Annotated in this window: 24 protein-coding genes; 10 read left to right on the top strand and 14 right to left on the bottom strand. The window is 57.6% G+C overall.

Annotated elements, in window-relative coordinates; translation table 11 throughout:
• Positions 1–26: 26 nt before the first annotated feature.
• From KIK84_RS08740 to sucC, 4 genes are all read right to left on the bottom strand, one after another.
• Positions 27–812 carry a Stp1/IreP family PP2C-type Ser/Thr phosphatase gene (locus KIK84_RS08740; RefSeq protein ID WP_214122677.1) on the bottom strand — a complete coding sequence of 262 codons (786 nt, stop codon included), beginning with the start codon at positions 810–812 and terminating at the stop codon, positions 27–29.
• Between the two features lie 14 nt (positions 813–826).
• A complete protein-coding gene (locus KIK84_RS08735; protein ID WP_349815923.1) occupies positions 827–3,355 on the bottom strand; it encodes a CHASE2 domain-containing serine/threonine-protein kinase in 2,529 nt (842 codons plus the stop codon).
• A gap of 181 nt (positions 3,356–3,536) precedes the next feature.
• On the bottom strand, positions 3,537–4,430 hold the full coding sequence (gene sucD, locus KIK84_RS08730; RefSeq protein WP_214122675.1) for a succinate--CoA ligase subunit alpha: 894 nt from the start codon (positions 4,428–4,430) through the stop codon (positions 3,537–3,539).
• Positions 4,431–4,445: 15 nt separating this feature from the next.
• Entirely contained in the window at positions 4,446–5,606 is a 1,161-nt protein-coding gene (gene sucC, locus KIK84_RS08725; protein WP_214122674.1) for an ADP-forming succinate--CoA ligase subunit beta, read from the bottom strand.
• A gap of 152 nt (positions 5,607–5,758) precedes the next feature.
• Here sucC and argC point away from each other — a divergent pair, with 152 nt between their 5' ends.
• Positions 5,759–6,694 (top strand): N-acetyl-gamma-glutamyl-phosphate reductase, encoded by a 936-nt coding sequence (argC, locus tag KIK84_RS08720; protein WP_214122673.1) that lies wholly within the window; start codon positions 5,759–5,761, stop codon positions 6,692–6,694.
• On the opposite strand, the gene KIK84_RS08715 is transcribed toward argC, so the two are convergent.
• The 3 genes from KIK84_RS08715 to recA form a co-directional block, all read right to left on the bottom strand.
• Positions 6,684–7,652, bottom strand: a complete 969-nt coding sequence (locus KIK84_RS08715; protein WP_250207861.1) for a Bug family tripartite tricarboxylate transporter substrate binding protein — start codon at positions 7,650–7,652, stop codon at positions 6,684–6,686. The genes argC and KIK84_RS08715 overlap by 11 nt on opposite strands.
• Positions 7,653–7,769: 117 nt before the next feature.
• Positions 7,770–8,243, bottom strand: a complete 474-nt coding sequence (gene recX / locus KIK84_RS08710; RefSeq protein ID WP_214122672.1) for a recombination regulator RecX — start codon at positions 8,241–8,243, stop codon at positions 7,770–7,772.
• A complete protein-coding gene (recA, locus tag KIK84_RS08705) occupies positions 8,227–9,333 on the bottom strand; it encodes a recombinase RecA (protein WP_214122671.1) in 1,107 nt (368 codons plus the stop codon). The genes recX and recA overlap by 17 nt, the downstream gene beginning before the upstream one ends.
• Before the next feature lie 135 nt (positions 9,334–9,468).
• On the opposite strand from recA, the gene KIK84_RS08700 reads away from it, so the two are divergent.
• Genes KIK84_RS08700 through KIK84_RS08690 form a run of 3 tightly spaced genes read left to right on the top strand, consistent with a single transcriptional unit; the run spans position 9,469 to position 12,136 of the window.
• Positions 9,469–9,954, top strand: a complete 486-nt coding sequence (locus KIK84_RS08700) for a MarR family winged helix-turn-helix transcriptional regulator (protein ID WP_214122670.1) — start codon at positions 9,469–9,471, stop codon at positions 9,952–9,954.
• A 37-nt stretch (positions 9,955–9,991) separates the two neighbouring features.
• Positions 9,992–10,666, top strand: a complete 675-nt coding sequence (locus KIK84_RS08695) for a response regulator (RefSeq protein ID WP_214122669.1) — start codon at positions 9,992–9,994, stop codon at positions 10,664–10,666.
• A 33-nt stretch (positions 10,667–10,699) separates the two neighbouring features.
• Positions 10,700–12,136, top strand: coding sequence for a sensor histidine kinase (locus KIK84_RS08690; RefSeq protein WP_214122668.1), 1,437 nt, complete (start codon positions 10,700–10,702; stop codon positions 12,134–12,136).
• Positions 12,137–12,177: 41 nt separating this feature from the next.
• Here the strand turns inward: KIK84_RS08690 and KIK84_RS08685 are convergent, their stop codons facing one another.
• Genes KIK84_RS08685 through KIK84_RS08675 form a run of 3 tightly spaced genes read right to left on the bottom strand, consistent with a single transcriptional unit; the run spans position 12,178 to position 14,260 of the window.
• Positions 12,178–12,837, bottom strand: a complete 660-nt coding sequence (locus tag KIK84_RS08685; RefSeq protein WP_214122667.1) for an SPOR domain-containing protein — start codon at positions 12,835–12,837, stop codon at positions 12,178–12,180.
• A gap of 32 nt (positions 12,838–12,869) precedes the next feature.
• Complete coding sequence (locus tag KIK84_RS08680; RefSeq protein ID WP_214122666.1) at positions 12,870–13,691, bottom strand: biotin--[acetyl-CoA-carboxylase] ligase; 822 nt, start codon at positions 13,689–13,691, stop codon at positions 12,870–12,872.
• Between the two features lie 2 nt (positions 13,692–13,693).
• Positions 13,694–14,260 (bottom strand): SET domain-containing protein, encoded by a 567-nt coding sequence (locus KIK84_RS08675; RefSeq protein ID WP_502757548.1) that lies wholly within the window; start codon positions 14,258–14,260, stop codon positions 13,694–13,696.
• A gap of 92 nt (positions 14,261–14,352) precedes the next feature.
• On the opposite strand from KIK84_RS08675, the gene KIK84_RS08670 reads away from it, so the two are divergent.
• The 5 genes from KIK84_RS08670 (at position 14,353) to KIK84_RS08650 (ending at position 22,097) form a co-directional block, all read left to right on the top strand.
• Complete coding sequence (locus tag KIK84_RS08670) at positions 14,353–17,328, top strand: DNA topoisomerase III (protein ID WP_214122664.1); 2,976 nt, start codon at positions 14,353–14,355, stop codon at positions 17,326–17,328.
• 26 nt (positions 17,329–17,354) lie between these two features.
• Positions 17,355–18,305 (top strand): LysR family transcriptional regulator, encoded by a 951-nt coding sequence (locus KIK84_RS08665; RefSeq protein WP_214122663.1) that lies wholly within the window; start codon positions 17,355–17,357, stop codon positions 18,303–18,305.
• A 112-nt stretch (positions 18,306–18,417) separates the two neighbouring features.
• Positions 18,418–19,518, top strand: coding sequence for a BMP family ABC transporter substrate-binding protein (locus tag KIK84_RS08660; RefSeq protein WP_214122662.1), 1,101 nt, complete (start codon positions 18,418–18,420; stop codon positions 19,516–19,518).
• A gap of 24 nt (positions 19,519–19,542) precedes the next feature.
• Positions 19,543–21,075, top strand: a complete 1,533-nt coding sequence (locus KIK84_RS08655) for a class I adenylate-forming enzyme family protein (protein WP_214122661.1) — start codon at positions 19,543–19,545, stop codon at positions 21,073–21,075.
• Positions 21,076–21,140: 65 nt separating this feature from the next.
• On the top strand, positions 21,141–22,097 hold the full coding sequence (locus KIK84_RS08650) for a cation diffusion facilitator family transporter (protein WP_214122660.1): 957 nt from the start codon (positions 21,141–21,143) through the stop codon (positions 22,095–22,097).
• 13 nt (positions 22,098–22,110) lie between these two features.
• Here the strand turns inward: KIK84_RS08650 and KIK84_RS08645 are convergent, their stop codons facing one another.
• A complete protein-coding gene (locus KIK84_RS08645; RefSeq protein WP_214122659.1) occupies positions 22,111–22,584 on the bottom strand; it encodes a MarR family winged helix-turn-helix transcriptional regulator in 474 nt (157 codons plus the stop codon).
• Between the two features lie 54 nt (positions 22,585–22,638).
• Between KIK84_RS08645 and KIK84_RS16815 the strand changes: the two genes are divergently transcribed.
• Positions 22,639–23,103, top strand: a complete 465-nt coding sequence (locus KIK84_RS16815) for a DUF2798 domain-containing protein (RefSeq protein WP_214122658.1) — start codon at positions 22,639–22,641, stop codon at positions 23,101–23,103.
• 4 nt (positions 23,104–23,107) lie between these two features.
• On the opposite strand, the gene KIK84_RS08635 is transcribed toward KIK84_RS16815, so the two are convergent.
• The 3 genes from KIK84_RS08635 to KIK84_RS08625 are packed head-to-tail and all read right to left on the bottom strand — an operon-like array spanning position 23,108 to position 25,426.
• Positions 23,108–24,247 (bottom strand): GGDEF domain-containing protein, encoded by a 1,140-nt coding sequence (locus tag KIK84_RS08635; protein WP_214122657.1) that lies wholly within the window; start codon positions 24,245–24,247, stop codon positions 23,108–23,110.
• Between the two features lie 33 nt (positions 24,248–24,280).
• Positions 24,281–24,898, bottom strand: a complete 618-nt coding sequence (locus KIK84_RS08630) for a TIGR00645 family protein (RefSeq protein WP_214122656.1) — start codon at positions 24,896–24,898, stop codon at positions 24,281–24,283.
• 36 nt (positions 24,899–24,934) lie between these two features.
• Complete coding sequence (locus KIK84_RS08625) at positions 24,935–25,426, bottom strand: acyl-CoA thioesterase (RefSeq protein ID WP_214122889.1); 492 nt, start codon at positions 25,424–25,426, stop codon at positions 24,935–24,937.
• Positions 25,427–25,482 lie beyond the last annotated feature (56 nt).

Raw genomic sequence — 25,482 nt, 5'->3', positions numbered from 1 at the left:
ACCTACTCCTTATTTGTGGGTTTCATTTATTTGCGCCAAAGTCTAGCAATGATGCCCTGACTTTGCGTTAGTGCATTGCTCTGCGCCAAAAGTACAGATATGTTATCGCGTCCACCCTCTGCATTCGCTATTGCAACCAAGCTTGTGGCTTTTTGAGCCAAATCAGCATCGGTTTCAAGAATTCTAGCTATTTGCAGATCAGACACCATATCGGTCAAACCATCCGAACAGAGCAAATAAACATCGCCAATTTCAGGTTGGCAGTGTGCCAGCTCAATATCCACCTCTTCTGCCACGCCTAAAGCACGCGTGACCAAGTTGCGTATGGTGGCTGTTTCAGCTTCCAGTGGGGTCATCAATCCAGCATCGATGTGCTCTTGCAACAAAGAATGGTCTTTAGTCAAGCGCCGCAAAGAACCTGCGCGCCAGAGATAGCACCGAGAATCACCAATATGGCCGATAGTGCACCCCGTACCGTGCCACACCCACACCACCAAGGTGGTACCCATGCCAGCGAAATTCGGATTACTCAGTGCCGAATTCAGGACTGCCGTATTGGCATTGGCAATAGCCAAGCGTACTGCGCGGGCCACATCGGCGCTGACGACAGGATCGGAGCGAGTCTGCATCCAAGCTGTGAGTTCACGGCAGATAAAAGTCGCCGCCATATTGCTGGCAATTTCTCCTGCGTTGTATCCCCCCATACCATCGGCCAACACGGCAACACCCGCCGCGGCATCCACTGAAATGGCGTCCTCGTTGTTTTTACGCAGCAAACCGGTGTCGGTTCGTGTCACAAACTCAAACTGCATACGCCACGCCTGTGTCACAAAGCTTGCCTACCGGTCTCCCCCCACTCAGGCTGAAAAACGGTCTCTTGAAAACTGCTCCCATGCATATCCTCATCGTGCTTATCTGACTGCCTAGCCTGCATTGCAGCGAGTATTAGCCTCAACTGCTTGGCCATATCTGAGCAACGTGCAAAACGTTTGTGTGGATTTTTATCCATCGCCTTTTGCACAAGCTGTGCCAGCTCTCTGGGCAACTCCTCCCGCAGTGAACGCAAATCAGGGGCTTGTGCATTGGATATTTTGTACATCAACTCAGTCATAGTATCTGCTCTGAATGGCAGTACGCCTGTGAGCAACTGAAACAGCATGACCGCCAAGGAGTATTGATCAGAACGACCATCCATGTTGCGGCCAGCCAATTGCTCAGGTGACATGTAGCTGGGCGTCCCAAGCACCAACGCCGTGCGTGTCTTGGTTGCATCCGTGATACGGGCAATGCCAAAGTCTGTCACCTTCACCATATCGGTCTTGGCGTCGTACATCACGTTGGCTGGTTTGATATCCCGGTGCAGTACACGTCGGTCATGGGCGTAATCCAAGGCATCTGCCACGCGAGAAACGATAGAGAGAACGGTTTCAACGGTCAACAAATTCGCTGGTTTGCAATGCGGCGTCAGATCGTGCCCTTCGAGTAGCTCCATTGCTATATAGGCCAGATCGTGCTCCTCGCCGGCATCGAAAATCGTGACGATGTTTTGGTGTTGCAAGCAACCCGCCATCTCGGCTTCACGGAAAAATCGCTTGCGTGCCTCGGCCAAATCCTCTTGTGCAAACTCTTGACTCAGTGCCATCGTTTTGATGGCAACTGCGCGGCCAATTTTGATATCGTGCCCAACATACACGACCCCCATAGACCCCTTCCCCAACTCTCGCTCCACAGTGTAGCGGCCAAGCGTGGGCTTTTCTATCGCGCTATCAGACTGCAGCAACACGCCGTTTTTGCCAGTGTTTGCAGCACCTAAAACCACGTTATCAGCAATCTGTTGCACACGCTGCAACTTGATACGCGCATCTTTATAGGTCGAATCCATGTCCAACAGGTGTCGATAGACATCTGCCGCCTTGTTGAATTGGCGCTTGCGTTCGAAATCCGAAGCAAGGGCATACAAGTTATCCAACAACACGGCCGTCGGATGCACGCGTTTGAACTGATCAAACGCCAAATCCAGTTGCCCCTGAGTCTGCAGCGACAAGCCCATCGAACGCAAGGCTTCATTCGCATCCTGTCCTGCTTGCAAGGAGGGGCGTCTTTGTTGCTGCACTTGCCATGCCCACAGCAAGCTGCCCCCCACAGCCATGAAGCACGCCGGCCATAACAACTCCAACCACATGCGCGCTTGGGTTAGCAAAATCACCTCTGCCCCCACCAAGGTGATGGTCAAAGCAATGCAGAAGATGTATGTATAACGGGACTCCCATAGGGCCATAAGCAACAGGCCACCCACCAGCAAACCGAACAAGGCAATGCTCAGAATGTTCCCGTAAGGCATTTGCACGTAGTAGCTTTCGCTCAGAATGTCCGCTACAGCTTGCGCCAAACCTTCCACCGGATATGCCAATGCACCCGGTATGGAGAATTGCTGCGATGCCTGTCCAGTCGTCACCCCAATCAACACAACCTTGTCTTTGTACTTCGATGCAGGAATCTTGCCTGTAAGGACATCTACAAACGAATCAACCGCAAAAGCAGGGTGTTGGCTACTACTCTTGTAAAACTGCATCCAAAGACTGGCATCACGGTTGGTACGCAAATGAATGCGACCTAAGCGTATGCCATCGTTGTCTTGCCAACGTATTTGCGCTGCGGACAAGCTCAGGCTATGTGCTGCTGTAGCCAGTGCCAGTGACGGGTACAACCGGCCGCCGTATTGCACCAAGAGTTGCTCACGGCGCAATACTCCATCGGGGTCTGCTGCCAATGCGCTATGCCCTATGAACGCTGCGTGGTTGGCAAACGCTTCCATCGGCCAAACCCCACGCCGTGCAGATTGCACGCCCGCCACATTGCCAGCCACCGCACTTTTGGCGGCAAAACTGGACGGTGCAACTTCCACCTGTGCACCAGCAGGTCCCCATTCGAATGTTTGCGCCAACAAAACATTGCCTGCTTGCTGGATACTGGCAGCCAACTTGGCATCTCCATCCAAAGCCTGCATCGCTTCATCTACCAGAGGTGCTAGAGGGGAATTGGCTCCACTTGGCATGGTGTCCAGCACAAAACGCATTTTGAGTATGGCATTCAACCCCGGGTCCACCTGCGGCTCCAGCAATGGCATGCTAAGGACGACCGTTTTAGCATGCGCTGCTGCCAACATATCAATCAAGCGGGCGTGCACATCTCTGGCCCATGGCCAACGCCCTAAACTGACGATACTGGCCTCATCTATCGCGATGATTGCAATCCGTTCCGATGCTTGTGTAGATTGCGCTGTGGTCACAGCGTCATACAGCCGACGCTCCATGCTGTCCCACCAAGGGGTTGCCCATTTGGTAAACAACCACACCACGGCCAAGCTACACACCAGGAAAACTTCCCAGCGGCGAAAGTGATTCTTTCGTGTGCTTGTACGTACCACATCGACTCCTTGGCGAAATACCTTTTGTTACAGCGTAAATAAAAAAAGAGTTTGCCGCTCAGTGTAAACGGCAAACTCTCGATTGTGCTTATGGCTTACGCTGATCGAATCAGAGCAATGCCTTGAGCAACTTGCCCATTTCAGATGGGTTGCGGGTCACCTTGAAGCCACACTCTTCCATGATGGCGAGTTTGGCATCAGCTGTGTCTGCACCACCGGAGATGAGCGCACCAGCGTGGCCCATGCGTTTTCCGGGAGGTGCTGTCACGCCAGCGATGAAGCCCACCACAGGTTTCTTCATGTTGGATTTAACCCAACGGGCTGCATCGGCTTCATCGGGACCACCGATTTCACCAATCATGATCACGGCATCGGTGTCGGGATCGTCGTTGAAAGCCTTCATCACATCAATGTGCTTCAGACCGTTGATCGGGTCGCCGCCGATACCGACCGCAGAAGACTGGCCAATGCCCAATTCGGACAACTGGGCCACGGCTTCATAGGTGAGCGTACCGGAACGGCTCACCACACCAACGCGACCCTTCTTGTGGATGTGGCCGGGCATGATGCCGATCTTGATTTCGTCAGGCGTGATCAGGCCAGGGCAGTTGGGGCCGAGCAGCAAGGTTTTCTTGCCACCAGCCGCTTCCTTGGCCTTCATTTTGTTGCGCACTTCGAGCATGTCGCGCACTGGAATGCCTTCGGTGATGCAAATCGCCAAGTCCAAGTCCGCTTCCACGGCTTCCCAGATAGCAGCAGCAGCACCTGCTGGTGGCACGTAGATCACAGACACGGTAGCGCCTGTGGCTTGCGAAGCTTCCTTCACAGAGGCGTAAATTGGCACATCGAAAATCTTTTCGCCGGCCTTCTTGGGGTTCACACCAGCCACAAAGCAGTTCTTGCCGTTTGCGTACTCAATGCACTTTTCGGTGTGGAACTGGCCAGTCTTGCCAGTGATACCTTGGGTGATGACCTTGGTGTCTTTATTGATAAAGATAGACATGTTTGTTCTCCGCCTTTACTTGACCGCAGCAACCACTTTTTGCGCCGCTTCGGCCATGGTGTCGGCACTGATGATGGGCAAACCACTCTCGGCCAGCATCTTCTTGCCCAGTTCTTCGTTGGTACCCTTCATGCGCACAACCAGTGGCACAGACAGGTTCACAGCCTTGCAAGCGGTGATCACGCCCGTGGCAATGGTGTCGCACTTCATGATGCCGCCGAAGATGTTGACCAAAATGGCCTTCACGTTCTTGTTCTTGAGCATGATCTTGAAGGCTTCGGTCACCTTCTCGGGGGTAGCACCGCCGCCCACATCGAGGAAGTTGGCTGGCTCGCCGCCGAACAGCTTGATGGTGTCCATGGTGGCCATGGCCAAGCCAGCGCCGTTCACCAAGCAACCGATATTGCCGTCCAAAGAGATGTAGGCCAAATCGAACTTGGAAGCTTCGATTTCAGCAGGATCTTCTTCGTCCAAGTCGCGGTACGCCACGATTTCGGGGTGGCGGAACAAGGCGTTGGAGTCAAAGTTGAACTTGGCGTCCAAAGCGATGATATTGCCCTTGCTGTCGCGGTTCAGGGGGTTGATTTCCACCAAGGACGCATCGGTTTCCATGTAGCACTTGTAGAGCTTTTGGCACACGTCGATGAACTGGGCCACAGAGTCAGCAGGCATGCCCACGCCCTTGGCCAACTCTTCGCCTTGGGCTTGGGTCAGGCCAGTGGCTGGATCAACGAACAAAGTGATGATCTTCTCAGGGGAAGAGTGCGCCACTTCTTCAATGTCCATGCCACCTTCGCTGGAAGCAATGAATGCCACCTTTTGCGTGCCGCGATCGGTCACACAAGACAGGTAGTATTCCTTTTGGATGTCTGCACCGTCTTCGATGTAGAGACGACGCACTTTTTGACCTTCTGGGCCAGTTTGGTGGGTCTTGAGCTGCATACCCAAGATATCGCTGGCACGTGCTTTCACATCGTCCAAGCTCTTGGCAACCTTCACACCACCGCCCTTGCCACGGCCACCGGCGTGGATTTGGGCCTTCACAACCCATACTGGGCCGCCTAGTTTTTGGGCTGCTTCCACCGCTTCTTGAACGGTAAAAGCCGGAATGCCGCGTGGAACAGGCACCCCGAACTGACGCAAGATTTCCTTGCCTTGGTACTCGTGAATCTTCATGACGTCTCTCTCTGGGACAGTTCAAAACTTCGCCAGCACACCCGCGCTGGCACTCGTCAAAGCCCCGCGACTGTATCATGTTGCGATGCACAAGGTCTTGCACTTGTCATACAACCCGCCATTCCCTCGACCCAACGCTCCTTTTTTTGACCATGCCAACCGTTTTCATTGACGGCGAAGCAGGCACCACTGGCCTGCAAATCCGTGAACGCCTGCAACAGCTAACAGCTATCGAACTGCTGAGCATAGCCCCCGATAAGCGCAAAGACCCTGCGGCCAAAAAAGCCATCATGGCCCAAGCCGACTTGGTCATCCTGTGCCTGCACGACGATGCCGCCCGCGAATCGGTCGCCATGATCGATGCTTTGGAGCAAGAAAGCGGCAAACCTGGCCCACGCATCATCGATGCCTCCACCGCCCACCGCGTGAGCGATGGCTGGGTCTATGGTTTTCCCGAACTGTGTGCAGACCAAGCTGAACGAGTACGCCAAGCCCGCCGTGTGGCCAACCCCGGCTGCTACGCCACGGGTGCTATCGCCCTGTTGCGCCCCTTGATCGATGCGCATCTGATACCTGCCGACTTCACAGTCTATTTGCCATCAGTCAGCGGCTACAGCGGTGGCGGGCGTCCGATGATTGAGGCTTACGAAGCGGGCACTGCCGCCCCCTATGAAGCCTACGCTTTGGGCTTGAAGCACAAACACATTCCAGAAATCATGCACTACACCGGGCTGAACCGCCGCCCCTTGTTCATTCCCGCTGTGGGCAACTTTGCTCAGGGCATGCTGGTGCAATTGCCTCTGGACTTGGACAGTCTGCCCGGCAAACCGACAGCCCAGCAACTGCACGCTGCACTGGCAGCGCACTATGCGGGCAGCGAATGGGTCAAGGTTTTGCCTGCTACTGCGGACAATAAATTGGATGCAGTGGCACTGGCCAACACCAACCAACTGGAGTTGCGCGTGTTTGCCAACGATGCTGCAGCCGACGGGTTTGCCCATGCAGTGCTGATCGCTCGTTTGGACAATTTGGGCAAAGGTGCGAGCGGCGCGGCGGTGCAAAACCTGCGCTTGATGCTCAAGGTTTGAGGCGCATCACCGATACCATCAAATCGTATAAACCCGCCTCAATGTCCAATATAGCCTCAAAGTCCGCGCCACTGGACCATGACGATTGCCAGCCATTTTGTTGAACCATGTTTTGCCATACTGGCATGGCAGTAGTGGCTTTGAGTGCCTCCACCATTTGCAGCTTGCGCTGCGCGGAGACTTGAGATCCCGTAAACACCCCTCGCCAATTTGCGATGTCAATGGCAACGCCGGCCTTTTTCATGGGTAGCAATCCCCAGAAAGGCTTGGGTGACGAGATGCCCAATGCACGCAACTTGCCTGAACTGATAAGGTCTTTGCTCTCACTGAAACCCGAGACTGCCAGCGTGGCTTTGCCCGATAGCACGGCATCTACGATCTCTTTTCCACCTGCAAACGGTAGATAGCTCATTTGTGAAGCATCCAATCCTGCAGTACGCAGCAAAAAGCCTGCGTAAATATGATCAATACCACCTGCTGAACCACCAGCGATGACGACCTTGGCCCCATCACGCCGTAGAGTAGCTATAGCATCTTCGGGACTTTGCATGGGCGAGTCGGGTTTGACCAATACGACCATGTAATCGCTAGCAAGGCGCGCAAGAGGCTGCACACTTTTGAGATTCACCGCAGGCTTATGCAAGGCTATTGCACCCTCCATCACGCTGCCGCCTATCAGCAACACGTCCGGATCTGCACTGTAATGCTGCGCGTAATGCGCCAAACCAATGACGCCGCCTTTGCCCGGAATATTCTCGTATTCCAAATTCGATACATAGTCGGCTGCACGCAGAGCCTCGCCAAGACGATGGCCAAACTGATCCCATCCTCCGCCTGGATTGGCGGGGATGACGATATGCAGTTTGTTTGCCAGTTTATTGACAGGAGCAGCCGTCGTTGACGCGGCGCTGGCGGGTAGACCCATCGATGAAAGAGCCGCACCGGCTAAGCCAGTCAAACAAGAACGGCGCGTACAAGCGGTGGCACTGCGTGACGCCAGCGAAAAAGGTAAAACCATCAGGCACTCCTTCGTCAAAGGAGCCCATCATCAGCATGGTGTCTTACCTGTCAAGCACTAATCCGCAGGATTCAAAATTTGCCGAACGACTGTTGGCGCAAATCCACGCCCTAGCAAAAAGCGCATTTGTTTGGCCTTGTCATGTGGTGTTGTAGCGGGCTCTGCAAACTTTTTGCGCCACACGGCACGGGCACGTTCCAGTTCAGAGTCGGCCAACTGCTCCATCGCCTCTTGCACGGCTTGGCTGCCCACACCTTTGGCTTGCAGCTCTTGGCGTATGCGCGCTGCCCCCAAGCGGCTGGCGCGGCGGTTGAGCAGGGACTCCACCACCCGCGCCTCGCTGATAAAGCCCTTGGCCTGCAAGGCATCGAGCACGCTCGCCAATTGCTCTGGGCTTTCGGCATAGCTGGCCAGTTTGCGCTCCAGCTCGGGGCGCGAATGCTCGCGGCGGCTGAGCAAAGCCAGCGCCCGCCCTGTCAGAGATAAGCCCGGCTTGCGCGGCTCGGGCTGTGGCTTATTCGGCTGCTGCATCGCCCTTCTTGCCCTTGGCCTTAGCAGGTGCTGCAGCCGGAGCGCTGCCAGCGGATGCGTTCACGGGCAACAATGGAATCCCCAGCGACGCACGCACCTTGTTTTCGATCTCAATCGACAAGTCAGCGTTCTCACGCAGGAACTCGCGGGCGTTGTCCCGGCCTTGGCCTATCTTCTCGCCGTTGTAGGCGTACCAAGCCCCAGACTTTTCCAAAATGCCAGCGTTCACACCCATATCGATGATCTCGCCTTCGCGCGAGATGCCCTCACCGTAGAGGATGTCAAAGTCCGCCGTTTTGAACGGGGGTGACACCTTATTCTTGACCACCTTGACCTTGGTTTCGTTGCCGATGGCTTCCTCGCCTTTTTTGATGGTGCCAGTGCGGCGAATATCCAAACGCACCGAGGCGTAGAACTTGAGCGCGTTACCGCCGGTGGTGGTCTCTGGACTGCCAAACATGACGCCGATCTTCATGCGGATCTGGTTGATGAAGATGACCATGCAGTTGGTCTTCTTGATATGGGCGGTGAGCTTGCGCAGCGCTTGGCTCATGAGACGGGCTTGCAAACCAGGCAGGCTGTCGCCCATTTCGCCTTCCAGTTCGGCCTTGGGGGTGAGCGCTGCCACCGAGTCCACGATGATGAGGTCTACCGCACCAGAGCGCACCAAGCTGTCCACGATCTCCAGTGCTTGCTCACCGGTATCGGGCTGGCTGATGAGCAGCTCTTGCAAGTTCACACCCAGCTTTTGGGCGTATTGCACGTCCAGCGCGTGTTCGGCATCCACAAACGCGCATTGGCCACCTTGCTTTTGCATCTGGGCAATCACTTGCAAGGTTAGCGTCGTTTTACCGGAGGATTCAGGGCCGTAGATTTCAACCACACGGCCACGGGGCAAACCGCCTACGCCCAGCGCAATGTCCAAGCCCAGCGAGCCAGTGGACACCACTTGGATGTCTTCGATCTGCTCGCCCTCTCCCAAACGCATGATGGTGCCTTTGCCAAATTGCTTCTCGATTTGCGACAACGCAGCTTGCAGGGCTTTGGCTTTTTCACTGTTGGCAGCCAGACCTTTGACGGGTGTATCCATGACGTTTCTCCGGTAAATGCAGGGTTTGAATCGCAGACTGTTTAAAACAACAGCTGGATGCTTGAACAGTATCTTAGCGCGGTAGTAAAAACTGCAAAAGCATATTTTTAGTCAGTTTGCATTACCATTTGCACCATGGCCACCACACCCAGCCCCTCCAACGTGCCTGACTGGCGCCACGCCCACATCGGCCACTGGCTGCGCTTGGCCCACCAGCGCTTTGATGCACGGGTGCTGGAACTGCTGGCCCACCACCCAGGCACACCCTTGGCGCTGTCCAACCTGGTACTGCGCCAGCAGCTCGGAGCCGCGCACGTCCATATCACCCGCCATTTGGCCCCCAGCGGTATGCGCCTGACCGAGTTGGCCCGCCAAGCGGGCATGACCAAACAAGCCATGCTGGGCTTGGTGCGCCAGTGCGAGGCGTGGGGCATGGTGCAGCGCCAAGACGACCCGCTGGACGCGCGCGCCAAGCGCATCGCCTTCACGCCGCTAGGGCTGTCCTGGCTGCAGGCCTACCAAGATGCGGTGCAACAAACCGAAGCAGAATTGACCCAATCGGTGGGGGAACAGGTGGCTACCGTGCTATCACTGGGATTGGAGGCTTACTGCTGCTCCTAGAATGCTCGAAACAGCCCCCGTAGCCGGAGACACACGCATGCGCATACTCATTGCTGAAGACGATCAGGTACTGGCCGACGGCCTTTTGCGTGCCCTGCGCAATGCGGGTGCGGCTGTTGACCACGTGGCCAGCGGTAGCGAAGCCGATGCTGCGCTCATGACCAACTCTGAATTCGACTTGCTCATCCTGGACCTGGGCCTGCCCAAGCTGCATGGGCTGGAAGTGCTCAAACGCCTGCGCGCCCGTGGCTCCAGCCTGCCGGTGCTGATACTGACCGCCGCCGACAGCGTGGAAGAGCGCGTCAAAGGCTTGGACTACGGGGCCGACGACTACATGGCCAAACCCTTTAGCCTGCAAGAGTTGGAGGCGCGTGTGCGGGCTTTGGTACGCCGCGGCATGGGTGCCACCACCTCCACCATCCGCCACGGCCCCTTGCACTACGACCAAGCAGGGCGCGTGGCCACCATTGACGGCAAGATGGTCGAACTATCGGCCCGCGAACTGGGCCTGCTGGAAGTGCTGCTGCAACGCGCCGGGCGCTTGGTCAGCAAAGACCAGTTGGTCGAGCGCCTGTGCGAGTGGGGCGAGGAAGTGAGCAACAACGCCATCGAGGTCTACATCCATCGCCTGCGCAAAAAGATCGAGAAAGGCCCCATCCGCATAGCCACCGTGCGCGGGCTGGGTTATTGCCTCGAAAAAATCAGCGAATAAACGCGCTATCACCACCCCAGCAGGAGGCCCAGCGTGAAATTCTTCCAACGAGGCCAACGCAGCCTGTTCGGTGAAATCCTGGACTGGATGCTCACCCCCCTGCTGCTTATTTGGCCTATCAGCTTAGCGCTCATCTGGCTGGTGGCACATGGCATAGCCAGCAAGCCACAAGACCGCACCCTGCGCCATGGCGTGCAAGTGCTGGCGCATTGGACACAGCAACAAGACTGGCAGCAACAGCACCCCACCGCCCCTATGCCCCAACTGGCAAAAGATCTGCTGCAAGCAGACAGTGAGGGCTTGTTGCGCTATCAAATTTATAGCAGTCGCCACCAAACCTTGGCTGGAGAGGCTCTATTTCCCCTGCCTGCCGACCCCGACAAGTTGGCCACTGGCGTGCTGCAGTTGCGCGATGAGGACTTCCAAGGTGACACCTACCGTGTGGCCGCTATGTGGGTTCCCCTGCCCGGTAGCGATGTGGCCTTGGTGCAAGTGGCCGAAACCCTCAACCAACGCGACTTGCTGGCCGTGGAAATCGTCAAGGGTGTGATGCTGCCCCAGCTCGTCACCTTGCCACTGGCCGTGCTACTGGTGTGGCTGGCGCTGGTACAGGCCATCAAACCCCTGCACCGACTGGAAGAGCGCATCCGCGCCCGCAACCCCGACGACCTCAGTCCACTGGATGTGCAAGCGGTGCCCACCGAACTGCACCCACTGGTGGCGTCAGTGAACGACTTGCTCAAACGCTTGCAAGACTCCATTGTCACGCAAAAACGCTTCTTGGCCGATGCCGCGCACCAGCTCAAAACCCCGCTGGCTGGGTTGCGCATGCAGGCCGACTTGGCGCAGCGCCAAGACGCCAGCGCCGAAGACCTGAAACAGTCGCTGCGGCAAATCCGCCGCTCCAGCATGCGTGCCACGCACACGGTGAACCAACTATTGGCATTGGCGCGGGCCGAGAGCAGCAGCCAAACCAAGCACCAAAGCTGCGACATGGCAGCACTGGTCATGGATGTGGTGCGCGACTGCCTGCCACGTGCCATGGACAAAGGCATAGACCTCGGTTACGAAGGGGCCCAACCCCAATCGCCGCATGTGTGCATTCAAGGCAATCCGGTGCTGCTCAAGGAAATGGTGCGCAACTTGGTGGACAACGCCGTCAACTACACCCCCAGCAGCGCCGAGCAACCGGGCATCATTACCGCCCGTGTACTGGTGGATCCCTTTAGCCAAGCCCTTGCCGTGCAAGTGGAAGACAACGGCCCCGGCATTGCTCCTGCAGAGCGCGAACTGGTGTTCCAACCCTTCTACCGAGCGCTGGGCAATGAGGTGGATGGCTCTGGACTGGGCTTGTCCATCGTGCAAGAGATAGCGCGCCAGCACCAAGCCACCATCACGCTGATGGATGCCAGCAACAACGCCACCCGCCACGGCGCTTGCTTTACCGTGCGTTTTATGGGGCAAGCCTGAAGCGCCAGCCCCACCAGCGGGGTTCAGCGACCGACCACGGCTTAAGGGCAGCGCTCTAGCGCCTTGCCCGCCAGCACCTGAGCCTGCGCATCGACCTTGGCCTTTTGCTCATTGGTCACCGCACTGAGCACCAAGCGGGCATTTTCCCCCCCCTCGCTGAGCTGCACGACCTTGGCCGTGCGCACGCCTTTGGGGATGAATTTTTGCAAGGCCTTGTTGGCATCGCCCTCATTGCCAAACACACCCAAATACAGGCCGGGTTGCCAGTCGGCATCGGTAGCGGCTGTGGCCGTGATGTCCATTTTTTTCAACTCCGCCAGCTTACGGTCTTGCTGCTCGTCACTGTCGTACTTGCCCATATACACAGCCCAGCGCACCGGGTCGTTGCGCACATCGAGCTTCCACAGCTTGGCAGGCAAAGCCACCGACAAAGCACCGCGCAAGGCGGCCAATTCATCACCGCTAAAAGGCCCCGCCATCCAACAATGGGTGGCATTGGCCTCTTCGGTGGCCAGCTCTTTTTCGGTGGCCAATTCCTTCTTGGGCAACAGACGCACAGCTTCGGGTTTGATTTGCTGCACCAAGCGCTCAGGCTCTGTCTGCTGCGCCGGGCCCCAGCCCCACGGCAACAGCCAACCACTGGCCCATACGCCATACAGGCCATTGGCCAGCAACAGCACCACCACCAAAACGCGCGCCATGCCCTCCCCTTTCTGTTTGAGATGCGCCCTGCTTACTGCACAGGCCGCACGCTGATTTCACCACTGTGCACCTGCACCTCGCCTTGGGCGGTTTGCACACGCAGACGGCCCTGTGCATCCACCCCCAGCGCCATCCCCTGCAAACCATCGCTGCACTGTACCTGCCGCCCGGTGAGGCAACAGCGCTGCGCATAGTCTGCCGCAAAGGCAGGCCAACCCTCGCGCACAAAGCGCTGCAAGCCCTGCACCAGCCTAGGTGCCACTTGCAGCAGCAACTGGGGGGCCGTGGCGTGCGGATTCCAGTCTTGCACGGCTGTTGGCGGGGTGCGCAAATCGGCCGCTTGCACGGGCACGACGTTGATGCCAATACCGATCACGGCATAGCGCGGTGCGCTGCCCTGCGTGGTGCTGCCTGCCGCTTCAATGAGTATGCCCACCAGCTTGCGGCCTTGGCGCCACAAATCGTTGGGCCACTTGATCTGCACTTGCTGCGCCCCATCGGGGTCTAGCGCTTGGGCCACCAGCAAGCCCGTCACCAAAGACAAGCCCGACCAATCGGCCAGCGGCAAAGTCACGCCCAGGCTAAAGGTAAGGCTAGACCCTGCAGCCTGTGTGGCAGTGTGCCACTGACGGCCTAGGCGACCGCGCCCTGCCGTTTGCTGCTCGGCTGCGATGAGTACCGCATCGGTCTGGCCTGCGCGGGCGCGGCGCATCAGTTCGGTGTTGGTCGAATCGATCTGCGGCCACACCTCCACCCCCACGCCACTAGGCCAGTAGTCTTGGTAGGGTTGCATGGCCTGCCAAATGGCATCAGCGGGCCACACCAATTGCATGGCGTTGGCAGCGGCCGACATGGCTAGCGGCCCGCCGTTTTTTTGCGCGATGGGCTTGGATTTCTTGGCTTTCGCGGCTTGGGTGCCAGCAAAGTGCCGCGGCAGTTGGCCGAGCCACACCAGCAGGGAAACTCGGCCTTGAGCTTTTGGGTGTAGGGCAAATCGATGATGAGACCGTAGTCGTAATTCAACTCTTCGCCTGCAGCGATGTGGCGCAGCGCACGGATGAAGACCCGACCGCCATCCTCCTCGGCCTCGCAGTTGCCATCGCACGAGTGGTTGATCCACTTGGCCGAGTTGCCGTGCAGGCGACCATCGATCACGCGGCTGTCATCGATGTGGAAGTAAAACGTGTGGTTGGGATCGTCGGGGTTGTGTGGGTGGCGCGCTTGGGCCTCCTCCCAGCTGATGATCTCGCCCGTGTACTCCATGATGACTTCGCCCTCGGCAATGTCTTGCAGGGCAAAAACACCCTTGCCATGCACGCCAGAGCGGCGCACTTGCACGCGGCGACCGCGTGGCATGGGGTTGGACAACACGGGGGCCTTGGCTGTCGTATCAGCAGGCGTCTTAGCAGGAGTCTTGGCCACGGCGAAAAATTTGGTAAGGTGAAGACAGTGCGGGCGCGTGTGCGTCCGCGTAGGTGCGCGCATACGCGCACGAGAGAGGAAATTGTAGTCAGATGACAAACGCAGCCAGTGCTATAGCCGCCAAAACTTTGGTCATTGCCGAAAAGCCATCGGTCGCGCAGGACATCGTGCGCGCCTTGACGCCCTCTGAGGGCAAGTTCGACAAGCACGACGATTACTTCGAGGGCGAACGCTACGTCGTCACCAGCGCCGTAGGCCACTTGGTCGAGATCCAAGCACCCGAGGCCTATGACGTGAAACGCGGCAAGTGGAGCTTTGCGCACCTGCCCGTCATCCCCCCTGAGTTCGAGCTCAAGCCCGTGGACAAGACCAAGTCGCGCTTGTCGGCGGTGGTGAAGCTGTCCAAGCGCAAGGACGTGGGTGCCCTCATCAACGCCTGTGACGCGGGCCGCGAAGGGGAGCTGATCTTCCGCCTCATCGAGCAATACGCCGGTGGTGCCAAGCCTTTGGGCAAACCCGTGCAGCGCCTGTGGCTGCAGAGCATGACGCCGCAAGCCATTCGCGATGGTTTTGACAACCTGCGCAGCGACGCCGACATGCGCCCGCTGGCCGACGCCGCACGCTGCCGCTCCGAAGCCGACTGGTTGGTGGGCATCAACGGCACGCGCGCCATGACCGCCTTCAACTCACGCGACGGCGGCTTCTTCCTCACCACCGTGGGTCGGGTGCAAACGCCCACACTGTCGGTGGTGGTGGAGCGCGAGGAACTGATCCGCAAATTCATCAGCCGCCCGTTTTGGGAAGTGCACGCCACCTTCCACGCCGCTGCCGGCAGCTACCCTGCCAAGTGGTTTGACCCGCAGTGGAAAAAAGACCCCGACGACGCCGAGAAAAAAGCCGACCGCGTGTGGGATGCGCAGCGCGCGCAAGCCATTGCCAGCGCCTGCGTGGACAAGCCCGCCAGCGTGCGCGAAGAGAGCAAACCCACCACCCAAGCCAGCCCCCTGCTGTTTGACCTGACCAGCCTGCAGCGCGAGGCCAACGGCAAGTTTGGCTTCAGCGCCAAGACCACGCTGGCCTTGGCGCAAAGCCTGTACGAACGCCACAAGGCGCTGACCTACCCGCGTACCGACTCGCGCTTCCTGCCCGAAGACTACGTGGGCGTGGCCCACAAGACCTTTGCCATGCTCGCGGGCAGCGGCATGCACCACCTGGCCCCACACGCCCGCACGGCCATCGAAGCCAACTACATCAAGGCCACACGCCGCGTGTTCGACAACAGCAAGGTCAGTGATCACTTTGCCATCATCCCCACGCTGCAAGCGCCGTCCGGCCTGTCAGATGCCGAGCAAAAGATTTACGACCTGGTGACGCGCCGCTTTATGGCCGTGTTCTTCCCCAGCGCGGAATACATGGTGACCACCCGCATCACCGAAGTGGCCGTGCCGCAAATCGGCACGCTGCACTTCAAGACCGAAGGCAAGGTGCTGGTCAAACCGGGCTGGCTGGCCATCTACGGCAAGGAAGCCGCCTCGGAAGTGGAAGACGCCAAAGACGGCGAGAAGGGCCAAAACCTGGTGGCCGTGGCCGCAGGCGAGCAGGTGCGTGGCAACCCCATAGAGCCCAAAGCGCTCAAAACCAAGCCGCCAGCCCGCTACAACGAAGCCACACTGCTCTCGGCCATGGAAGGTGCGGGCAAGTCGGTCGAAGACGACGAGCTGCGCGAAGCCATGCAAGAGAAGGGCTTGGGCACTCCAGCCACGCGTGCGGCGATCATCGAAGGCCTGCTGGCCGAGAAATACCTGCTGCGCGAAGGGCGCGACCTCATCCCCACGGCCAAGGCCTTCCAACTCATGACGCTGCTGCGCGGCCTGGGCGTGGAAGAACTCTCCAAGGCCGAGCTGACGGGCGAGTGGGAATACAAACTGGCACAAATGGAAAAAGGCCAGCTCTCGCGCCAAGCCTTTATGGCCGAGATCGCCGACATGACCGAGCGCTTGGTGAAAAAAGCCAAGGAATACGACCGCGACACCGTGCCCGGCGACTACGCCACCCTGCAAGCGCCCTGCCCGCACTGCGGCGGTGTGGTGAAAGAAAACTACCGCCGCTTTGGCTGCACCGGCGCTGACGGACAGAGCGATGGCTGCGGCTTCTCGTTCACCAAAATCCCCGGTGGCCGCACCTTTGAGCTGGCTGAGGTGGAAACCTTCTTGCGCGACAAACGCATCGGCCCGCTGGACGGCTTCCGCTCCAAGGCGGGTTGGCCCTTTGTGGCCGAGTTGGTGCTCAAACCCGATAGCGAGAACGGCAACTTCAAGCTGGAGTTCGACTTTGGCGACGCAGCGCAAGACGAGGAAACCGGCGAGTTGATCGACTTCAGCGCCCAAGAGTCGCTGGGCGCTTGCCCGGTGTGCGGCGCAGGCGTGTACGAGCATGGCAAAAACTATGTCTGCGCCCACTCGGTGCCCACACAGGAGCAGGCCACACCCAGTTGCACCTTCAAGAGCGGGCAAGTCATCTTGCAGCAACCCGTGAGCCGCGAACAAATGACCAAGCTGCTGGCAGAGGGCAAGACCGACATGCTGGAAGGTTTTGTCTCCAGCCGCACGCGCCGCGCCTTCAAGGCCATGCTGGTGTGGGACGGCGCTGCGGGCAAGGTGAACTTCGAGTTCGCACCCAGCAAATTCCCCAACCGCCGCGCGGCCAGCCCTACTGCCGCCAAATCGGCTGGCAAAACTGCTACAAAAAAGATAGCTGCTACAGCAACATCCACGGGCTCTACAGCCAAAAAGACCACCCAAAAAGCAGCCACCCCCAAGGCCCCGCGCAAAACCACCGCCGCCAGTGGCAAGCAGCCCAGCGCAGCGCTGGCTGCGGTGATTGGCGACGCCCCAGTAGCCCGCACCGAGGTAATGAAAAAGCTGTGGGACTACATCAAGGCCAACGGCCTGCAAGACGCCAAGGACAAACGCGCCATCAACGCCGACGCCAAGCTGCTGCCACTGTTCGGCAAAGCACAGATCAGCATGTTTGAGCTGGCAGGCATTGCGGGCAAGCATTTGGGTTGATTGCTGGCATAAGAAAGATCCCGCGTATGCCAACCAACGTCCACGATCTGCCATTGCATGACGTGGACGCCCGCATGCTGCGCATACTGTGCGTGCTACTCACCGAATGCAATGTTTCGCGCGCCGCCAAGCTGCTGGACATCTCACAACCAACGGCCAGTCAGTCTCTCAAACGCTGGCGTGACTTAGTGGGTGATCCTTTGTTGGTACGCAGTGGCTCACGCATGATGCGCACTGACCGTGGCACCGAAATACTCAACAAGGTGACCCTCATTCTGGGTGAGCTGCATGACATCATTCGCCCCCAGCAAGAATTTGATGCACTGCATTCGAGGCGCAAAATTTCCATTTTTGCTGCCAACGCATTGGGGCCTTACTTTGTGCCACGCTTGGTAGAGCTTTTGCAGAAAGAAGCCCCTCGGATGGCGTTGGACTTACACCCCATGGTGTCAGAGAGTCGCCTTCTCGAAGACCTCAACACAGGCAATGTGGATGTAGCTCTTGGCAATTGGCCAACGCCCCCGGCCAATATGCATTACGCACGACTTTTTCAATCCCCAATCGTCTGCCTGGTGCGCCCCGAACACCCGCTTGCGCAACGCACTGGTATCACGCTTCAAGAGTATCTTCAGCAAAATCATCTGTCGCCCACCCCCTCTTCAAGCATCTCCATCAGCCCCATCAGCGCCCGGCTTGCAGAGATTGGGGTGCGGCGGCACATCGCCATTTCCATCACCGAGTTTTCGCTCGTGCCCCACATCCTGAGTCGTAGTGACCTGATGTTCACAACCGCTGCGGCGTTTGCAAACGACATGGCGCAGCAGCACGGCTTTCATTTACTGCAAGCCCCGCCCGAGTTGGGAAGCATGACCTTCTATATGCTCTGGCAAGAGCGGATGCACAAATCTGCGTACGGACAATGGCTGCGCTCCATCATCAAACGCATCTTTGCCGAGATATACATGCAGCAAGTCTAGGTGGACTATTAGTAGCTGCCTATATGCACTATAGATAGGCGTGCCATTGGCACCGCAGGGCTCAACCTTTCTAATGAAGCATCACCCCACCGATGCATAGAAAGGCCTCCAGATGACCCCCTCACACCACCCCAATTGGGAACGTCGCTCCCTCCTGTGCGTGCTAGCAGCCAGCACACTCGCCCTAGGCTCCACGTGGGCTCATGCGCAAACACCGCTGCGCGTCGGCATCCTCTACAACACCCCCATCTCAGATGTCGGCTGGAACTACCAGCACCACCTCGGCATCAAGGAAATGGAAAAAGCATTTCCCGGAAAAGTTCAAGTGGAGTTTGTAGAGAACGTGGCCGAGGGCCCCGATGCAGAGCGCGTCATTCGTGGGTTGGCACAGAACGGGAATCAAGTCATTTTCACCCCCAGTTTTGGCTACATGGAGCCTACGCTGCGGGTTGCATCTGAATTCCCCAATGTCGTATTTGCCAACGGCACTGGCTACAAACAAGCAGCCAATGTATCGAGTTACAGCGCGAAGTTTTACGAAGCCCGGTATTTACTCGGCGTACTGGCTGGTCGCATGTCCAAAACTGGCATTGCGGGTTACGTTGCGGCATTCCCTATCCCCGAGGTGTTACAGGGAATCAATGCATTCACCCTGGGCATGCGCAGCGTCAATCCCAATGCACAAGTGCGTGTTGTGTGGACCAACTCTTGGTTTGATCCAAGTGCAGAAAAACAGGCCGCGGCCAGCTTGATCAACCTCAATGCCGATGTCTTGTCAAACCACACCAATTCACCTGCCGTGGTTTTGGAGGCTGAAGCCCGTGGCAAATACTCGTTTGGCTACCAATCGGACATGCACAAACTTGCCCCCAAAGGCCAGCTCTCTGCCGTTGTACACAACTGGGGGCCGTACTACACACAAGTGGTAGGTGACGTGCTTGCAGGCAAATGGAAAAGCTCCAACACCATGGGTTCTTATGCGCAGAACTACATCAGCATTGCCCCCATGAATGCAGTCGTTCCAGCCACCATTCAATCCGAGATACGCAAACTCGAAACGGCATTGAAGGCTGGCAAGTTCGCCCCGTTTGACGGCCCAGTGATGGACAACGAGGGCAAAGTCATCGTTGCCAAAGGCAAAACCATGTCGGAGGCTGATATCAACAACATGAAGTTTTACGTTGCAGGCGTTGTGGGCAAAGTACCGCAATAAGCAGAAACACAAAGGGCAATCATTATGTTGATGCACAGTCTCTTACTCAATGCCGCCGAACGACAACCCGAGCATGCTGCATTCACTTGGGTAGATCGCAAGAAAACTCTCAATTACGGGCAAGCAGCACAGGCCATGGAACACATGGCAGGTGCCTTGCACTCTCTGGGTGTGCGCAAAGGCGATCGTGTCACCATCGTTGCTCACAACGGCATGGATTACCTCATTGCCATGCTGGGTGCTTGGCGCATTGGCGCGATCAGTGCGCTGGTGAATGTGAAGTTCGCCGAGCAACTTGACTACTATTTCTCCGACCACACCCCCAAAGTCGTGATTTACACCCATGACCTGGCCCATGAAGTGCACACAGCAGCGGCACAGGCGTCCTGCATTTCCCACTTGATCTGCATGGATGGCCCAGGTGCCAACGCCCTATCCCTGCCAGAGTTGCTGCAAGCACAACTCCCCGCCCCCCCCGATCCCGCCGATGAACAAGCGATTGCGCATCTTTCTTACACCTCGGGCACTACTGGCAAACCCAAAGGGGCTTGCCTGATGCATGAACCAACGGTGCGCGCCAGTCGTTGCATTGGTGAGCGACTGCGTTTGCGTTCATCGGACGTTTCATTTGGGCCTACGGCGCTGTCAAGCTCTTACCAGTTGGTAGCCAACCTACTTCCACCACTCAGCGTAGGGGCCAGTGTGCATGTCATGCGCTTTTGGACTGCAGAAAGTGGTTGGGAGGCATTGGACTTGGCCAATGCAAGCCATCTCGTTGGCAACCCGACCATACTGCAAGATATTCTCGAAGCAAGCGCCATCCGCGGATGCCCACCCAGAAATCTGCGCTTAGGCTTATCCGGTGGCGGCCCCGTACCCGTGGCCTTGAAACGGGCGTGGCGCGACACACTCAAACTACCGCTGGTAGAGAGTTTCGGTCAGAGTGAATTGGGCGGATTCATGGCCTTGGGTTATCCCGAGCTGGAGCCCAACGACAGCAAACTTCAGCGCGTTGGCCCACCGTTACCGGACAAAGAAGTCCGAATCACATCGCCTCAGGGAACCCCCCTTGCCCCAAACCAAGTTGGGCAAATTACGCTCACTGGTGGATTCATGTGGGGCTACTGGGGAAAAGAAGAAGCCACGGCCAAAGCACTCCATTCAGGCTCCCTGCACACAGGCGATCTTGGCCTGATGGATGAGGAGGGATTCATCACCATGCGAGGGCGAGAGTCTGAACAATTCGTGGTGAATGAACAAACATGGTTTTCACGAGATATAGAAGAAGGGCTGTGTTTGCAAGATGGCGTTAGACAAGCAGCACTGGTTAACGCCGCGACCACCGCCTCTGAGCGCTGCATGCCGATGGCCTACATCACCCTAAAGCCCGGGTTTTCCAAAGAAACCTTTGACTTGGAACAAACAAAGCTACGGCTGCAAACTTTGCTTTCGCGTGACATCGGCTTTCTACAAATCAGCGTAATGGACGAATTCCCAATGACACCCACAGGGAAAATCGCAAAATCCACCTTGTCCGAGTTGGCGCGACTATGCTAGAGCCAGTCCCATAGTTTTCATCGCACAGCGGCTATAGTGGGTGGAGTGCTTTTTGTACATTCAGTATGACCATCACCCCCCTAGACGACGAATCCGAACACGCGGCCCACAGTCCGCAAGAGCGGGCCAAAGCGGCCAGTCGCAGCACATGGGTGAGCGTGGCCGTGAACACCGTGCTGACCGTAGTGCAAATCGTGGTGGGCGTGCTGTCGCATTCGCAAGCGCTGGTGGCCGATGGCATCCACTCCCTGTCGGACTTGGTGTCGGACTTCGTGGTGCTGGTGGCCAACCACTTCAGCCAAAAAGATGCGGATGAAGACCACCCCTATGGCCACCACCGCTTTGAGAATGCCGCCTCGCTGGCGCTGGGGGTGCTGTTGTTATCCGTTGGGGTAGGCATGGTGTGGTCAGCGGTGCTCAAACTTGAGGCACCTGACGGCATTCCCCCAGCCCATGCCGCAGCCCTGTGGGTGGCTTTGGGCGCATTGGTCGCCAAGGAATTGCTGTTCCGCTACATGCTGGCCGTGGCCACACGCGTCAAATCCAGCATGTTGGTGGCCAATGCATGGCATGCCCGCTCCGATGCCGCGTCTTCGCTGGTTGTCTCACTGGGTTTGTGCGGCAACCTGCTGGGCTTTGGCTTGCTAGACCCTATTGCCGCGCTCATCGTCGGCCTGATGGTGGCCAAGATGGGCTGGCGCTTTGGCTGGGATGCCCTGCACGACCTCATGGATCGCGCCGTGGACGAGCAAGAGGTGCAAGCCATTCGCTCCACCCTGCTTGCCACCCCCGGCGTGCTGGGCGTGCACGATGTGCACACGCGCAAGATGGGTGATCTCATCGTGGCCGATGCCCATATCGAAGTGGATGCCCGCCTGACGGTGGAAGAAGGCCACAACATCGCCGTAGCCGCCCGTGCTGCCGTGCTGCAGCGCCACCGCGTGCTCAACCTCATGACACACGTGGATCCTGCCAAACGGCCCGACTTGGATCACGTGCCCAGCAACACCCTGCACTCCTGACACTGGCAGCGCTTTACTCGCCCGCAGTCTGGCTACCGCCCTCGGCGCTGTGCATTTGCGCGTAAAGCTCCTGCACGGTTTGCAGCAACTGCTGCGTCTCTTGCGGACTTTGCCCTGCGAACAAGCGTGCTGCCATTTGCGCAGCCAAAGTCCGAAACTCTGTGCACGCTTGCTGCCCACTTTGCGTGACTTCGATGGTGTATTTGCGCGCATCGGCCGGATGCGGTAAGCGCCGCACAAAGCCCTGTCGTTCCAACTCTTGAACGATGCGCGCCATTTGCCCCTTGTCGCGCCGCATATGCTGAACCAGCAACTGCTGGTGGCAGTTCTCGGTCTCCAAACACAGCTCCAAAGCACGCATGTGCACAGGGGTCAGAGCGATGCCGCTGCCTTGCATAAGAGTGCTCATGTGCTGGCGCAGCACCTCAAACAGCGTGAACAATGCACGCATCGTTTGCAGCTGTGGATTGGTTTTTTTGGTTGACATTAGCAACTATTTTATGCAAAAATACAGGGTCGTTTGTATTCAAAAAGGAATCCTGTGACACAAGCCACCATCCCTGCCCGCAAGCCTGTGCACCCGCTGCTGGCCATGGTCTGCATACTACCCACCATCGCTTTGCTACTGAGCGGTCTCATCACCTTCATCAATACGGGCTTAGAGGGTGATTTCGCTCTGCGTTGGCTCAAAGGCTTCATCACCACTATCCCCGTGATGTTCGTGGCACTGGGTATTTTGGGCTTGCTGGACAAGCTGATCATCAAACTGATGCCCGCCATGCGCTTGCTGCCACGCCAACTGCTCACGGCAGTGATTGCCGCTTGCATCATGGAGTCCATTGTGTCCGCCGCTGTGACAATGAGCACCCACGGCGCGGGTGCAGGTTTCGCTGCTATTTGGGCGCAGGCTGTGGTCAAGTCCCTGCCCGCAGGCTTGGTGGTGAGTTTGCTGATGGGCTTGGTCATCAAGCCCCGCTTCTTAACGCCCACCCCGGCCTCAATTTAGCCCCCTACTGCAGACTGGCTGACAGCGCCCGATTGCGACCGCTGTTTTTGGCCTCGTACATGGCGCTGTCTGCTGCGGCGATAAGGGCATCGAGGTCGTAGCCATAGTGCTGGCTGTTGGCGCAACCCACGCTGACGGTGATGCGCAAGGGCTTGCCCTCTACCGTGACAGGCAAAGACGCCATATTGCTACACAGGCGCTGGGCCACTTCCAGCGCGGCATACGGTGTCATGCCGGGCAGCATGGCCACGAACTCCTCGCCACCAAAGCGGCACAGACAATCACCCGGGCGCAAGGTTTGGCGCAAGCGTGCACCCACCGCCTCCAGCACATCATCGCCCGCCAAATGACCATAGGTGTCGTTCACTTTCTTGAAGTGGTCTACATCGATAACCAGCACAGCCACAGGCAACTGCTCCAACACCGCACGGGGCAGCAAACGATCGGCAAAAGCCAACAAACCAGCCCGGTTAGGCATGCCAGTGAGCATGTCGATGTGTACTTGGTTGGACAAGCGGACAAGCTGGCGATTGAGCAGCATGAGCAGCATGCCATAAGCCACCACCACCTGCGTCACCGGCATCACAAGGGCTGTGAGCAAGCCGGGCGAAATATCAAACCAGTAGCCCACCGCCCAACCCTCTCCCCAAGCAAACTCCAGGCGGATGATGACCTCTGCCAACAGCACCACCGACATAACGGCATAGCCGCCCCCGGCAATCCACAGCATTTGTCCGGGGCTTTTCTGCTCTTGCTTGAGCAACAGCCATGCACACTGGCCCAGCACCCCGGCACTGAGCAGTAAAGAGCACATTTGCCGCCCCTCCAGCCACGGATTGGCATAGGCAAAGTACAGGCATCCAGCCAGCAAAGTACCCAGCACCAGTGCGCCTGATTGCCAGCGCCACGCACGGCGCACAAAAAGCGAAGTACCGCGCCACACCTGCAACAGGCCCAGCATGTACACACCATAGCCCAGTACACCTTGCGCCCACAGCGGCAACATGGTGGCGCTGGTAATGGCGTAGCCTATGAAAACCAGCACATTGCCCAATGCCCACAAGCGCAGTTCACGCACCGAACGCTGGGCCACCGCCCCTACCAGCAGCAGGGCAGTCGTCAGCGCTGTGAGCAGCGCCGCCATGATGCGAAGGGTGGGGTAATCTAAATTTTGCAATCAGTGCTCGTGGTGAGACGCCTGCAACAACTTGTCGGTGTACGCAATGGCCAGTGCGCTCAGCAAAAAGGTGATGTGAATCACCGTTTGCCACATCAGCACCTTCACGTCGTAGTTGGCGGCATTGATAAAGGTTTTGAGCAAGTGGATGGAGCTGATGCCAATAATGGCCGTGGCCAACTTCACCTTCAGCACCGAGGCATTCACGTGGCTCAGCCACTCGGGCTGGTCGGGGTGGCCATCCAGGTCCATGCGGCTCACAAAGGTTTCATAGCCACCCACAATGACCATGATGAGCAGGTTGGAGATCATCACCACGTCAATGAGCGCCAACACCACCAGCATGATGATGGTCTCGTTGAGCGAGGTAATGGCCACATCGGACTTGTAACCAATGCTGCTGATGAGGGCCTGCAGCGCAGTTTGGCTGCCAAAAGCCGCCTCCAGCAAATGCACCAGCTCCACCCAAAAGTGGAATACGTACACACCTTGCGCAGCAATCAGCCCCAAATACAGAGGCAACTGCAGCCAACGGCTGGCAAAAATCAAATTAGGCAATGGACGCAGTGGCTTGCGGCTTGCATCCGGGGCAGAATGGATTGGAGGTTTGGAAGACATAGGCGAAATTATGCAGAGCGTGTATGACAATGGGAGCTAGTTGACCTGTTTGCCACGTGTCGTTTGTGCAAATTTTTGCTCCAACTCCTGGCGCAATTGTTTACGCATCTGCGCAGCAGCAAAGCGGCGCACTTCATCAGGCGTAGACGGCTCCAGCGGCGGCACTGCGGCAGGCTTGCCATTTTCATCCACCGCCACCATGGTGAAAAAGCAGCTATTCACATGCCGTACCTCTTGCGTGCGGATGTTCTCGGCAATCACCTTGATACCCACCTCCATGGACGACTTGCCGGTGTAGTTCACACTGGCCAAGAAGGTGACCAACTCGCCCACATGGATGGCCTGCAAAAACAGCACCCGATCCACACTGAGCGTGACCACGTAGCGCGAGGCATAGCGGCTGGCGCAGGCATAGGCCACTTGGTCCAGCAGTTTCAGGATGGCGCCGCCGTGCACATTGCCAGAGAAGTTGGCCATGTCAGGTGACATGAGCACAGTCATAGAAAGTTGGTGATTGGGCAAATTCATGCTGCGCATGATAGACACCTGCCGCCCCTGCGCACAATGCCAGCTAATAATCGCGT

It is taken from the genome of Curvibacter sp. CHRR-16 (assembly GCF_018474005.1).
Lineage (GTDB): Bacteria > Pseudomonadota > Gammaproteobacteria > Burkholderiales > Burkholderiaceae_C > Allorhodoferax.
This window is presented reverse-complemented; position numbering and strand designations above follow the sequence as displayed.